Source organism: Streptomyces sp. NPDC004065, assembly GCF_044903565.1.
Classification (GTDB): Bacteria; Actinomycetota; Actinomycetes; order Streptomycetales; family Streptomycetaceae; genus Streptomyces.
The window spans coordinates 166309-178404 of sequence record NZ_JBJDQT010000006.1 but is presented as its reverse complement, the minus strand read 5'-3'; the positions used below and the strand labels follow the sequence as shown (position 1 = coordinate 178404).

Annotated in this window: 11 protein-coding genes; 6 read left to right on the top strand and 5 right to left on the bottom strand. The window is 72.2% G+C overall.

What is annotated here, in order from left to right; all coding sequences use genetic code 11:
- Window positions 1-116: 116 nt before the first annotated feature.
- Window positions 117-1121, bottom strand: a complete 1005-nt coding sequence (locus ACI2LW_RS10415) for a WD40 repeat domain-containing protein (protein ID WP_404730765.1) — start codon at window positions 1119-1121, stop codon at window positions 117-119.
- Between the two features lie 88 nt (window positions 1122-1209).
- On the opposite strand from ACI2LW_RS10415, the gene ACI2LW_RS10410 reads away from it, so the two are divergent.
- The 3 genes from ACI2LW_RS10410 to ACI2LW_RS10400 all read left to right on the top strand — a co-directional run bounded on the left by ACI2LW_RS10410 (window position 1210) and on the right by ACI2LW_RS10400 (window position 3664).
- Window positions 1210-1884 carry a GDSL-type esterase/lipase family protein gene (locus ACI2LW_RS10410; RefSeq protein WP_404730764.1) on the top strand — a complete coding sequence of 225 codons (675 nt, stop codon included), beginning with the start codon at window positions 1210-1212 and terminating at the stop codon, window positions 1882-1884.
- Window positions 1885-2019: 135 nt separating this feature from the next.
- On the top strand, window positions 2020-2604 hold the full coding sequence (locus ACI2LW_RS10405) for a Uma2 family endonuclease (protein ID WP_404730763.1): 585 nt from the start codon (window positions 2020-2022) through the stop codon (window positions 2602-2604).
- Between the two features lie 64 nt (window positions 2605-2668).
- The gene (locus ACI2LW_RS10400; RefSeq protein WP_404730762.1) at window positions 2669-3664 is read left to right on the top strand and encodes an aldo/keto reductase; all 996 of its coding nucleotides are present in this window, start codon (window positions 2669-2671) and stop codon (window positions 3662-3664) included.
- 183 nt (window positions 3665-3847) lie between these two features.
- On the opposite strand, the gene thpR is transcribed toward ACI2LW_RS10400, so the two are convergent.
- The 3 genes from thpR to ACI2LW_RS10385 form a co-directional block, all read right to left on the bottom strand.
- Window positions 3848-4420 carry an RNA 2',3'-cyclic phosphodiesterase gene (thpR, locus tag ACI2LW_RS10395; RefSeq protein WP_404730761.1) on the bottom strand — a complete coding sequence of 191 codons (573 nt, stop codon included), beginning with the start codon at window positions 4418-4420 and terminating at the stop codon, window positions 3848-3850.
- A gap of 290 nt (window positions 4421-4710) precedes the next feature.
- The gene (locus tag ACI2LW_RS10390; RefSeq protein WP_404730760.1) at window positions 4711-6114 is read right to left on the bottom strand and encodes an MFS transporter; all 1404 of its coding nucleotides are present in this window, start codon (window positions 6112-6114) and stop codon (window positions 4711-4713) included.
- A gap of 33 nt (window positions 6115-6147) precedes the next feature.
- The gene (locus ACI2LW_RS10385; RefSeq protein ID WP_404730759.1) at window positions 6148-6585 is read right to left on the bottom strand and encodes a MarR family winged helix-turn-helix transcriptional regulator; all 438 of its coding nucleotides are present in this window, start codon (window positions 6583-6585) and stop codon (window positions 6148-6150) included.
- A gap of 166 nt (window positions 6586-6751) precedes the next feature.
- Here ACI2LW_RS10385 and ACI2LW_RS10380 point away from each other — a divergent pair, with 166 nt between their 5' ends.
- Window positions 6752-6934, top strand: a complete 183-nt coding sequence (locus ACI2LW_RS10380; protein WP_404730758.1) for a ribbon-helix-helix protein, CopG family — start codon at window positions 6752-6754, stop codon at window positions 6932-6934.
- A 64-nt stretch (window positions 6935-6998) separates the two neighbouring features.
- Here the strand turns inward: ACI2LW_RS10380 and ACI2LW_RS10375 are convergent, their stop codons facing one another.
- Window positions 6999-8450 carry an NCS2 family permease gene (locus ACI2LW_RS10375; protein WP_404730757.1) on the bottom strand — a complete coding sequence of 484 codons (1452 nt, stop codon included), beginning with the start codon at window positions 8448-8450 and terminating at the stop codon, window positions 6999-7001.
- Window positions 8451-8703: 253 nt separating this feature from the next.
- On the opposite strand from ACI2LW_RS10375, the gene ACI2LW_RS10370 reads away from it, so the two are divergent.
- Window positions 8704-8991: a DUF2530 domain-containing protein gene (locus tag ACI2LW_RS10370; protein WP_404730756.1), complete on the top strand. Its 288-nt coding sequence runs from the start codon at window positions 8704-8706 to the stop codon at window positions 8989-8991.
- Window positions 8992-9339: 348 nt separating this feature from the next.
- Entirely contained in the window at window positions 9340-11754 is a 2415-nt protein-coding gene (locus ACI2LW_RS10365) for an HAD-IC family P-type ATPase (RefSeq protein ID WP_404730755.1), read from the top strand.
- Window positions 11755-12096 lie beyond the last annotated feature (342 nt).

Here is a 12096-nt window from a genome sequence, read left to right as displayed (position 1 = left end):
ACGACGGGGTGGCGGGGAGCCCTCGCACGGCTCCCCGCCACCCCGTCCTCATACCCACGACCGCCCGCCCGGCCTGCCTGCCCGACGGCCACCCGGCCGGCCCGCCCGCGCCGCGGTCAGGACCTGCGGCCGCGGCGCAGCACCCGCCCCAGCCCGAACAGCGCGACCGCCGCCACCACGACGCCGACCGCGCCCGCGCCCGTCGTCAGCCCGCCGGGCAGGCCACCGCCCCCGCTCCCCGTCTCGCCCGAGGCCCGGGAGCCACCGCCGCCCGACGGCGAGGTGCCCGAGCCGCCGCCGGAGCCGCCGGGCGCGGGCACCGCCTGCACCGGGCTGCGCGTGCCCTCGCTGCCGAAGAGCAGCTTGCTTCCGTCGGCGCTGTAGGTGACCGACTCGCCCTGGCCCTGGAGGGGGACGTTCAGCCGGCCGAGGCGTTCGATGTCGCCGCCGTTCCAGTCGTAGGAGATCCCGCCGAAGTAGCCGCGCACGGCGAGCCGCCGGCCGTCGGGCGAGAACGCGGCGTCCGTGGCCCACAGGTCGACGGGGGCGATCGGCCGGAAGACGTTGGTCCCCTTGGGTGACAGCCGGGCCGGGCCCTCGAAGAGGTGACCGCCGTCCTCCTTCTTGTCGATGATGTACACGCGCCCCGTCTTCGGGTGCACGGCCAGCGACTCCGCGTCCCGGCCACCGCCCTCGTACTTCACGACGTACTGCGTGGCCCGGACCGTCTGGTCCTTCAGCACCTTCGGCTCGGGCAGCTCGTAGATCCAGACGTAGGGCCAGGAGCCGCCGAGGTTGTCGCCGATGTCGCCGACGTAGATCCGGTTGCCGGGGCCGATGGAGATGGCCTCGACGTCGCGCGGCCTGCCCACGCCGCTGAGCGTGACGGTGGCGACGGTCTCGCCGGTCCGGCCGTCCACGGCGTAGATGTACGGGCCGTCGTCGCTGTCGTTGTGGGTCCAGTAGATCCCCGGGTGCAGGCGGGAGGCGGCCAGTCCGCTCGACTCCTTGATCCTCGGGTCCTTGACGGTGAACCCGCCGTCACCGTCGTCGGCGGCGGCGGGCACGGCGAGGGCGGCCACGAGCAGGGCACCCGCGAGTACGGCGAAGGGTCGGCGCATCCCTCAAGCCTGCCATCCCGCGCGGCAGTCCACCCGGGGTGGCGGGCCTCACATCGCACCCGGCGCGCCGATCGTCCATCATGAGCGGATGCTCAGGTTCATGCCCGTCGGTGACTCCATGACGATCGGCAGCGCGGGGGAACACACCTGGCGGTACCGGCTGTGGCAGCACCTGCGCGACACCTATGGCGGCCCGTTCGCCCTGGTGGGCCCGCGCGAGACGCTGTACGACAAGGCGACGGACGCGCCCACCTCGTACGAGTACGCCGATCCGGGCTTCCCGCGCGCCCACCTGGCCGGCTGGGGCGAGGGCTGGCTGCACATGGCCCCGCTGATCGGCGACGCGGTCCGGGAGCACCGGGCGGACGTGCTGCTGGTCTCCCTGGGCCTGATCGACCTGGGCTTCTACACCAACGCCGAGCAGACGGCGCGGAACGTGCACGCCTTCGTCGCGGCGGCCCGTGCGGCCCGGCCGCGCGTGCGCGCGGTCCTGCTCCCGGTGATCCCCAACATACGGGCCCGGTCCGACCCGCCGTTCGCCGCCCAGGTCACCCGCTTCAACGAACTGCTCGCCAAGGCGGTGGCCGACCTGGACGAGCCCCGCTCCCCGCTGCTGCTCGCCTCGCCGCCGCGCGGCTACGACATCGACACGGACACCTACGACGGCACCCACCCGAACGCGAGCGGCGAGCACCGCATCGCGGCGGCCTTCGCGGACGCCATGCACCAGGCGTGGGGGTGGGGCGCGGAGTACGCGGGCTGAGCCCGTGCGCCCGTACGCGGCCTGCGCAGCCGCCGGACGCGGCCCGTGCGTTCCGCCCCGTGACCCGGTCACCGTGCGTATCGTTGTACCGCACGGTCGCACCCCTACGCGGGACGGCCGGGGAGGAGCGCCACGATGACCGTCCTTGACGACAGGATCAACATGGCCGAGGAGAGCGACGAGCTGACCCTGGACGAGCTGTTCGAGTCGCTTGAGCGAAGCACCCCCGAGGGATACAAGGTCGAGATCGTCGAGGGGGACGTCTTCATGTCGCCACAGCGGGACACCCACTGGGAGATCATCGCGGACATCTACGAGCAGCTGCGCGCGAAATACCCGCGCAAGCGACTGAAATCCGACGTCCGCGTCGACTACCCGGGGCACCTGAACGGCTTCGCCTCCGACTTGACGCTGGTGGCCGAAGGAGCCGAAAAGGACGACAGGGGCCTTTGGCGTTGCGTCGACGTCGAGTTCGTCGCCGAGGTGATCTCCAAGGGCACCGCGCTGAACGACTACGGCCCCAAGAAGACCGCCTACGCGACCGCCGAGGTCCCCGTCTATCTCGTCGCCGACCCCTACCAGGGCAAGTGCCACCTCTACACGCAGCCGAAGGACGGCGACTACATCAGCGAACTGCTGATCTCCTTCGGAGCGGACGTCGATACGACCACCACCCCCCTCGGCCTCGTGCTCCGTACGGACGAGTTCCCCCGCGACTGACCCCGCCCGGGAGCCGCCGGTCCCCCTTGCCTCGAGCGCACTCCAGCACGTTGGCTTGGACTCCATGGAGTACACGCAGCTCGGACGCACAGGTCTCAAGGTCAGCAGGCTGGTCCTCGGCACGATGAACTTCGGGCCGCAGACCGACGAGCCGGACAGCCACGCGATCATGGACGCGGCGCTGGACGCGGGCATCAACTTCTTCGACACGGCCAATGTGTACGGCTGGGGCGAGAACAAGGGCCGCACCGAGAGCATCATCGGCAACTGGTTCGCCAAGGGCGGCGACCGGCGCGACAAGGTCGTCCTCGCCACCAAGGTGTACGGGAACATGGCCCCGGACAACTCCGCCGTCTGGCCCAACCACGACAAGCTGTCCGCGCTGAACATCCGGCGCGCCGTCGACGCCAGCCTCAAGCGGCTGCGGACGGACCACATCGACGTCTACCAGTTCCACCACGTCGACCGCAGCACCCCCTTCGAGGAGATCTGGCAGGCCATCGACGTCCTGGTCCAGCAGGGCAAGATCCTCTACGTCGGCTCCTCCAACTTCCCCGGCTACAAGATCGCCCAGGCCAATGAGGCCGCCGCCCGGCGTTGCGGCACGATGGGCCTGGTCAGCGAGCAGTGCCTCTACAACCTCGTCGAGCGCCGCGCCGAGATGGAGGTCGTCCCGGCCGCGCGGGAGTACGGGCTCGGCGTGATCCCCTGGTCGCCGCTGCACGGCGGGCTGCTCGGCGGTGTCATCAGGAAGCAGGCCGAGGGCGGTCGGCGGGCGAGCGGCCGGGCCGCCGACGCCCTCCAGGACCCCGCCCTGCGCGGCCGGATCCAGGCGTACGAGGACCTGCTCGACAAGCACGGGCTGGAGCCCGGTGAGACGGCGCTGGCCTGGCTGCTCACCCGGCCCGGGGTGACCGGACCGATCGTCGGCCCGCGCACCGCCGGGCAGCTGGCGTCCGCGCTGCGGGCGGTGGAGCTGGAGCTGAGCGGGGAACTGCTGGCCGGGCTCGACGAGATCTTCCCGGGTCCCGGACCGTCCCCGGAGGCCTTCGCCTGGTGAGTCCGCCGCTCACCGCCCCGGCGCCGGGTGCCGGTCACCGTCCCGGCGCCGGTGCCGGACGGCGCGCGGCGCCGGGCGCGGCGTCACCGGCCGAGCACGGCCGCCAGGGCGACGACGACGAACATCAGCACAAGCGCACCGGCCATGATCCGGTTCCGGGTCTTCGGGTCCACGTGTCCGAGACTAACCGGCGCCGCCCAGTGCCCAGCGGGCGACCGGGTCGTAGCGGGGCTGCTCGCCGGGCACCCCGGACCTCGGCAGCCGGCTGCGGACGAGGACCAGCTCCTCCACCGTCCAGGGACGGCCGGTGAAGGCGGCGAGCGCCTGGACGTGCGGCCGTACGTCCACCGCCTCGCGGCTGCGGGCGACCGTCAGGTGGGCCTTGTAGCGGCGGTGCTCCCCCATCTCCACGCCGGCCTTCCGCGCCGCCGCCTCCGCGCGCTCGGCCAGCAGCCGCAGCGTCCGCAGGTCCCCCTCCGCGCCGGTCCACAGCGCTCTGCCGCGCCCGAACTGCCCGCCGCCGCGCAGGGCGAGCGGGAAACTCGGGGTGCGGGCCGCCGCCCGCTCCAGCCGGGTGCGCAGCTCCGGCAGCAGTTCCTCGTCCACCTCGCCGTAGAAGGCGAGCGTGAAGTGCCAGCCGGGCCGCCCGGTCCAGCGCAGCCCGTCCGCGCCCGGCAGCCTCCTCAGCTCCCCGACCTCGCGGTCGAGCTCACGGACGGCGTCCTCGGGGGGCAGCACGGCGGCGAAGAGTCTCATGGGGTCAGTGTCCCCGTCCCGGCCGGGCGCGCACGGGCCCGGCGTGCGTCGGCCCCGGCGTGCGTCGGGCCCGGCGCGGGGCGGGCAGTGTCCGGCCCAGGTGTACGGCGACGACGTCAGGCCGCCCGGTGTCAGGCCGCCCGGTGTCCGGCTCCCGTGGCAGGCCCCGGCCCCGGTATCCGGCTCGGTCCCGGTGTCCGGTTCCGGTCCCGGTATCCGGCTCCGGTCCCGGTATCCGGCTCCGGTCCCGGTATCCGGCTCCGGTCCCGGTATCCGGCTCCGGCCCGGTGTCAGGCCGCCGCGGCGAGCCGCTCACGGTGCTCGCGCGGGACGAAGCGGACCTGCGGGTGCCCCCGGTGCCAGACCACCGAGACGCGCAGCCCGCCCACCCGGGTCAGGACCAGGCCGACGGCGGCGGCCGCGGCGACCGAGACGGCGCCGCCGAGCGCGAAGCCGGCGCGGGCGCCGTAGGCGTCGGTCACCCAGCCGACCAGCGGCGCGCCCAGCGGCGTACCGCCCATGAAGACCATCATGAACAGGGCCATCACCCGTCCGCGCATGGCGGGGTCGGTGGACATCTGCACCGCGGTGTTCGCGGTCACGTTGACCGTCATGCCGAAGATGCCGATCGGCGTCATCAGCAGCGCGAACACCCAGTACGACGGGGCCAGCGAGGAGACGAGCTCCAGCGTGCCGAAGGCGACCGCCGCCGCGATCAGCACGCGCAGCCGGGCGGTGCCGCGGCGGGCCGCGAGCAGCGCCCCGATCAGGGAGCCGACCGCCATCATGGTGTTGAACAGGCTGTACGCGCCGGCGCCGGAGTGGAAGACGTCGTCGGCGTAGGCCGACAGCCACACCGGGAAGTTGAATCCGAAGGTGCCGATGAAGCCGACCAGGACGATCGGCCAGATCAGGTCGGGCCGGCCGGCGACGTAGCGCAGGCCCTCGCGCAGCTGTCCCTTGCCGCGCGGGGCGCGCTCGACGGTGTGCAGCTCGCGGGCGCGCATCAGCAGCAGGCCGGTGATGGGCGCGACGAAGGACAGGCCGTTGGCGAGGAAGGCCCAGCCGGTGCCGACTCCGGTGATCATGACGCCGGCGACGGCGGGGCCGATCAGCCGGGCGGACTGGAAGTTGGCGGAGTTCAGGCTGACCGCGTTCTGCAGCTGCCGGGGGCCGACCATCTCCGAGACGAAGGACTGGCGGGCCGGGTTGTCGACGACCGTGGCGAGACCGACGGCGAAGGCGGCGACGTAGACGTGCCAGACCTGGACGTGTCCGGTCAGGGTGAGCGCGGCCAGCGCCAGACCGGTGAGGGCCATCGCCGACTGGGTGACCAGCAGGGCGGGGCGCTTGGGCAGACGGTCGACGAGGACGCCGCCGTACAGGCCGAACAGCAGCATCGGCAGGAACTGCAGGGCGGTGGTGATGCCGACCGCGGCGGAGGAGCCGGTGAGGCTGAGCACCAGCCAGTCCTGGGCGATGCGCTGCATCCAGGTGCCGGTGTTGGAGACGACCTGGCCGAGGAAGAACAGGCGGTAGTTGCGGATCCTCAGCGAGCTGAACATCGAGGTCCTGGTCTTGCGGGGGGTGTCGGGGGTGGTCGGCGAGTCGTGGGTGGTAGCGGAGTCGTGAGTGGCAGGAGAGTCGTGGGTGGTCGGTGCGGGGGCGGAAGCTGCTCCGGGTCCCGAACTCAAAAGTGTTCGCCTCCTAGCGAATGCGGTACGTGCTTACAGGTGCGCGAGCTTCTCCAGCACGGGGGCCGCGGCGCGCAGTTTCGCCCACTCGTCCTCGTCGAGACCCTCGATCAGATGGGCCAGGAAGGCGTTCCGCTTGCGGCGGCTCTCCTCGAGCATGGACTCGGCCAGCTCGGTCCTGGTGACGACCTTCTGGCGCCGGTCCTCGGGGTGGGGTTCCAGGCGGACCAGCCCCTTGGCCTCGAGCAGCGCGACGATGCGGGTCATCGAGGGCGGCTGGACGTGCTCCTTGCGGGCGAGCTCGCCCGGCGTGGCACTGCCGCAGCGGGACAGGGTGCCCAGTACCGACATCTCAGTCGGGCTGAGCGACTCGTCGACCCGCTGGTGCTTGAGCCGACGGGACAGCCGCATCAGTGCGGAGCGCAGCGAGTTCACGGCGGCCGCGTCGTCGCCATGGGTGAGGTCCGGCATGTTCTTTAGCGTAACTCATTACTCTAGCTAAGGACTACCGGAGACACGCCCGGATGCCCGTGACCCTGGCCACTGCGGCACCCTTCATGCCAGACGTCACTCGTTCGAGTGATGTCGACGCGGAACGTGACGTGTCCCGAGCGGGCATGCCGCGACCCTCGACTCCATGGGGACCAGCGTGCTCAGCCTGCGTGTGGACCACGAGCTGCTCGAACGGCTCAGGCACCGCGCCGCCAAAAGAGGAATGAGCGTCCAGGACTATGTCGTCCGGACGCTCATTCGCGATGACTTCGACGAGCGGTTCCAGGCCGCCGTCGAGGAGACGGAGAGGTTCTACGGGGTCACGTGAGCCCCGCCGCGTGCGCCGCCCGTGCGCGGTGCGCGCGGCGCGTACGGCGGGGCTCAGTTCCGGCTCAGGTCAGACCGAGGGCCGGCATCAGGTAGTAGAAGGCGAAGACGGCGGCCACCACGTACATCGCCGCGGGGACCTCACGGCCGCGCCCGGCCGCCAGTCGCAGCACCGCGAAGGTGATGAAGCCCATGCCGATGCCGTTGGTGATCGAGTAGGTGAACGGCATCATCACCATCGTCACGAAGGCCGGTACGGCGATCGTGTAGTCCGCCCAGTCGATCTCCTTGACCTGGCCGGCCAGGATCAGGAAGCCCACCGCGATCAGGGCCGGGGTGGCCGCCTGCGAGGGGACCATGGTGGCGACGGGCGTGAGGAAGAGGGCCACGGCGAACAGCGCGCCGGTGATCACGTTGGCGAAGCCGGTCCTGGCGCCCTCGCCGACGCCCGCCGTGGACTCCACGAAGCAGGTGGTGGCCGAGGAGGAGCTGGCGCCGCCGGCGGCGACGGCGATGCCGTCGACGAACAGGACCTTGTTGATGCCGGGCATCTGCCCCTGGGCGTCGGTCAGCTTGGCCTCGTCGCTGATGCCCATGATCGTGCCCATGGCGTCGAAGAAGCAGGACAGCAGGACGGTGAAGACGAACAGGATCCCGGTCAGCACACCGACCTTGGAGAATCCGCCGAACAGGCTGACCTGCCCGATGAGCCCGAAGTCCGGCGTGGAGACGGGGTTGCCCGGCCACTTCGGGGTGGTCAGGCCCCAGGAGGGCACGTGCGCGACGGCGTTGATCACGACGGCCAGCACGGTCATCGCCACGATCGAGATCAGGATCGCCCCGGGCACCTTGCGGACGATCAGGGCGAGGGTGAGCAGCGTGCCCAGCACGAAGACCAGGACGGGCCAGCCGTTGAGGTGGCCGTCCGCGCCCAGCTGGAGCGGGACGGTGGTGTGGGCGGCGTCCGGGATGCGCGAGACGAAGCCGGAGTCCACCAGGCCGATCAGCATGATGAACAGGCCGATGCCGATGGCGATGCCCTTGCGCAGGCCGAGCGGCACGGCGTTCATGACCCGCTCGCGCAGTCCGGTGGCGACCAGCAGCATCACGACGAACCCGGCGAGCACGACCATGCCCATCGCGTCCGGCCAGGACATGCGGGGCGCGAGCTGCAGGGCGACGACGGTGTTGACCCCGAGTCCCGCGGCGAGCGCGATCGGCACGTTGCCCACGACACCCATGAGCAGCGTGGTGAAGGCGGCGGTCACGGCGGTGGCGGTGACGAGCTGGCCGTTGTCGAGCTGGTGACCGTACATGTCCTTCGCGCTGCCGAGGATGATCGGGTTCAGCACGATGATGTAGGCCATCGCGAAGAAGGTGGCGAAACCGCCGCGGATCTCGCGAGGCAGGGTGCTGCCGCGCTCGGAGATCCGGAAGTAGCGGTCGAGGGCGCCGTACGCGGGCGGCGTACCCGGCTGCTCGGGGGCGGGGGCCTTGGCGGTGGCCGAGGTGGACATACGGGGACCTTCAAGGGTGCGGATGCGGGGGTGAGGGGTCGAGCGCCGGCCCTGTTCCTCCTGCCCTCAGGTCTCCTTTGGAGTTTCCTACGAACAGAAGCAGCCAGGCGCAGACCGTTTCAGTATGAACATATAAAGCGGAAAAGGCCATCTCCGCGCGTAGATTTCGCGTCCACCTCGGGTGGGTCCCCGGGCGGGCACCGGAGGGACGGCGGCCCGAACCTCCCGATCCCGGGGCCGTAAGCTGAGCTCCATGGCGAAGTGGACCCCCAAGCACGAGGCGCCGGAGCCCCTGGAGGGCCCCGTGGTCGCCACCATCACCGGCGGCACGATCGTCTGGTTCGTCCTCTTCCTGGCCCAGCTCCCCTTCTACTCCTGGTACGCCGACCACGGCCACACCTGGTGGCTGTGGACCTGCCTGGCAGGCGCGGGCCTCGGCCTCATCGGCATCTGGTACGTCCGCAGACGCGACGCGGCGATCAAGCGCTCGGCGCAGGAGAAGGAAACGCCGCGCACGGGCGAGCCGACTTCGGCGGAGTAGAGCGCGGGGCGCAGCCCTGCGGCGGTGCCGTCTTGGCCCACCGCGTCGGGCGGGCCGGATGGGGCAAGGGGGGGTGCGGGGGCGCAGCCCCCCGCCCGGGGTGCGGGGGCGCAGCCCCGCATGGGGTCCGGGGCGAAGCCCCGTGGCGGCCACTCCTCACCCCACCGCGTCGGGCGGGCCGGATGGGGCAAAGGGGGGTGCGGGGGGCGCAGTCCCCCGCCGGGGTCCCGGGGCGGAGCCCCGGGGACGGGACCCCTCACCCCACCGAGACGGGCGGGCGGGTGGGCAAAGCAAACGGGGCCCGAACGCCACAGGCGAACCCCCCACCCTCCACGTACCGTCGATTGCATGACCCACACCGACGCCGGCGCCGAACTGGACCCCGTCCACCCGGTCCCCGCCCCGGCCGGGCAGGCCAGGCCGTCCACCCGGGCAGGCGGCCTGACCCACGCCGAGGTCGCCGACCGCGTCGCCCGCGGCGAGGTCAACGACGTACCGGTCCGCAGCAGCCGCTCCCTCACCGAGATCGTCCGCGCGAACGTCTTCACCCGCTTCAACGCGATCATCGGCGTCCTCTGGCTGATCATGCTCGTCGTCGCGCCCATCCAGGACAGCCTCTTCGGCTTCGTGATCCTCGCCAACACCGGCATCGGCATCGTCCAGGAGTGGCGGGCGAAGAAGACCCTCGACTCCCTCGCCGTGATCGGCGAGGCCCGCCCCACCGTCCGCCGCGACGGCATCGCCGCCGAGATCGCCACCTCGCAGATCGTCCTGGACGACCTCATCGAGATCGGCCCCGGCGACAAGGTCGTCGTCGACGGCACCTGCGTCGAGGCCGACGGCCTGGAGATCGACGAGTCCCTGCTCACCGGCGAGGCCGACCCCGTCGTCAAGCACCCCGGCGACCCCGTGATGTCCGGCAGCTTCGTCGTCGCCGGCAGCGGCGCCTTCCAGGCCACCAAGGTGGGCCGCGAGGCCTACGCCGCCCAGCTCGCCGAGGAGGCCTCCCGCTTCACCCTCGTCCACTCCGAACTGCGCACGGGCATCTCCACCATCCTCAAGTACGTGACCTGGATGATGGTCCCGACCGCGATCGGCCTGATCGTCAGCCAGCTCGTGGTGAAGCACGACGACCTCAAGGGCTCCATCGCCCGCACGGTCGGCGGCATCGTGCCCATGGTCCCCGAGGGCCTGGTCCTGCTCACCTCCGTCGCCTTCGCCATCGGTGTGATCCGGCTCGGCCGCAAGCAGTGCCTGGTCCAGGAGCTGCCCGCGATCGAGGGCCTCGCCCGCGTCGACACCGTCTGCCTGGACAAGACCGGCACCCTCACCGAGGGCGGCATGAACGTCACCGAGCTGCGCGTCCTGGACGGTTACGACGAGTCGTACCTGCGCAAGGCGCTCGGCGCGCTCGGCGAGTCGGACCCGCACCCGAACCCCTCCCTGCAGGCGATCATCGACGCCTACCCGGACAGCGACGAGTGGCGCTGCGTGGAGTCGCTGCCCTTCTCCTCCGCCCGCAAGTACAGCGGCGCCAGCTTCACCGAGGGCAACGGGGAGTCGAGCACCTGGCTGCTGGGCGCCCCGGACGTGCTGCTCCCCGAGGGCGCCCCCGCCCTCGCCGAGACCGCCCGGCTGAACGAGCAGGGCCTGCGCGTGCTGCTGCTGGCCCGCGCGGAGGGGGACCTGGACGCCCCGGACGTCGCGCGGACCGTCCGGCCCGCCGCCCTCGTCGTACTGGAGCAGCGGCTGCGGCCCGACGCGGCCGACACCCTCGGCTACTTCGCCCGGCAGAACGTCCGCGCCAAGGTGATCTCCGGCGACAACGCGGTGTCGGTGGGGGCGGTGGCCGCCAAGGTCGGGCTCGACGGGACCGCCGTCGACGCCCGCAGGCTGCCCGCCGACCGGGACGGGATGGCCGAGGCGCTCGAGGACGGCACGGTGTTCGGGCGGGTCACGCCGCGGCAGAAGCGGGACATGGTGGGCGCGCTGCAGTCGCGCGGGCACACGGTCGCGATGACCGGCGACGGAGTGAACGACGTGCTGGCGCTGAAGGACGCCGACATCGGCGTGTCGATGGGATCGGGCTCGGAGGCCACCCGGGCGGTGGCGCAGATCGTGCTGCTGAACAACAGCTTCGCCACGCTGCCGTCGGTGGTCGCGGAGGGGCGGCGGGTGATCGGCAACATCACCCGGGTCGCGACCCTGTTCCTCGTGAAGACGGTCTACTCGGTGCTGCTGGCCGTGCTGGTGGTGTGCTCGCAGGTGGACTACCCGTTCCTGCCGAGGCATCTGACCCTGCTGTCCACGCTCACCATCGGCGTGCCGGCCTTCTTCCTCGCCCTCGCCCCGAACACCGAACGGGCCCGGCCGCACTTCGTGCGCCGGGTCATGCGCTACGCGGTGCCCGGCGGGGTGGTGGCCGGCGCGGCCACGTTCGGGACGTACCTGGTGGCCCGCGCGCACTACACCGGACCCGGCGCGCTCGGCGCGGAGACCAGCGCGGCCACGCTGACGCTCTTCCTGATCTCCCTATGGGTCCTGGCGATCATCGCCCGCCCCTACACCTGGTGGCGGATCGGGCTGGTGGCCGCGATGGGCGGGGCGTTCCTGCTCGTGCTGATGGTGCCCGCGCTGCAGGACTTCTTCGCGCTCGAGCTGGTCGGCACGACGATGCCCTGGCTGGCGGTGGGCGTGGCCGTCGTGGCGGCGGTCTGCCTGGAGTTCCTGTGGAAGTGGGTCGGCCGCCGCTTCCCGGCCTGAGCCCGCCGCCGCCCGGTCCCTGCCGCCCGGTTCCTGCCGCCCGGTCCACCGCCGGGCCGCGTACCGGGCGGCAGGGACCGGGTGGACCGCGTGGACCGGGTGGACGGGTGGACCAGGCGGACCGTGATGTCCGCGCGCCGGACCGCGCGCCGTCTCCGCCGGCTCCTGGACCGGCGCGCGGACTGACCGGCACGTGGGCTGCCCGACGTGCTGGCTGCCCGACGTGCTGGCTGCCCGGCGCGCGGACTGACCGGCACGTGGGCTGCGCGACGTGCTGGCTGCCCGGCGCGCGGACTGACCGGCGCGCGGACTGACCGGCGTGCGCCCGGCACGCGGGCCCGG

Bases quoted from the DNA above. Each gene is read 5' to 3' on its own strand.
- ACI2LW_RS10385 (WP_404730759.1), bottom strand. From the start codon at position 6,585: ATGCCGGACCTCACCCATGGCGACGACGCGGCCGCCGTGAACTCGCTG.
- ACI2LW_RS10400 (WP_404730762.1), top strand. From the start codon at position 2,669: ATGGAGTACACGCAGCTCGGACGCACAGGTCTCAAGGTCAGCAGGCTG.
- ACI2LW_RS10365 (WP_404730755.1), top strand. From the start codon at position 9,340: ATGACCCACACCGACGCCGGCGCCGAACTGGACCCCGTCCACCCGGTC.
- ACI2LW_RS10415 (WP_404730765.1), bottom strand. From the start codon at position 1,121: ATGCGCCGACCCTTCGCCGTACTCGCGGGTGCCCTGCTCGTGGCCGCC.
- ACI2LW_RS10380 (WP_404730758.1), top strand. From the start codon at position 6,752: ATGGGGACCAGCGTGCTCAGCCTGCGTGTGGACCACGAGCTGCTCGAA.
- ACI2LW_RS10410 (WP_404730764.1), top strand. From the start codon at position 1,210: ATGCTCAGGTTCATGCCCGTCGGTGACTCCATGACGATCGGCAGCGCG.
- ACI2LW_RS10370 (WP_404730756.1), top strand. From the start codon at position 8,704: ATGGCGAAGTGGACCCCCAAGCACGAGGCGCCGGAGCCCCTGGAGGGC.
- ACI2LW_RS10405 (WP_404730763.1), top strand. From the start codon at position 2,020: ATGACCGTCCTTGACGACAGGATCAACATGGCCGAGGAGAGCGACGAG.
- thpR (WP_404730761.1), bottom strand. From the start codon at position 4,420: ATGAGACTCTTCGCCGCCGTGCTGCCCCCCGAGGACGCCGTCCGTGAG.
- ACI2LW_RS10375 (WP_404730757.1), bottom strand. From the start codon at position 8,450: ATGTCCACCTCGGCCACCGCCAAGGCCCCCGCCCCCGAGCAGCCGGGT.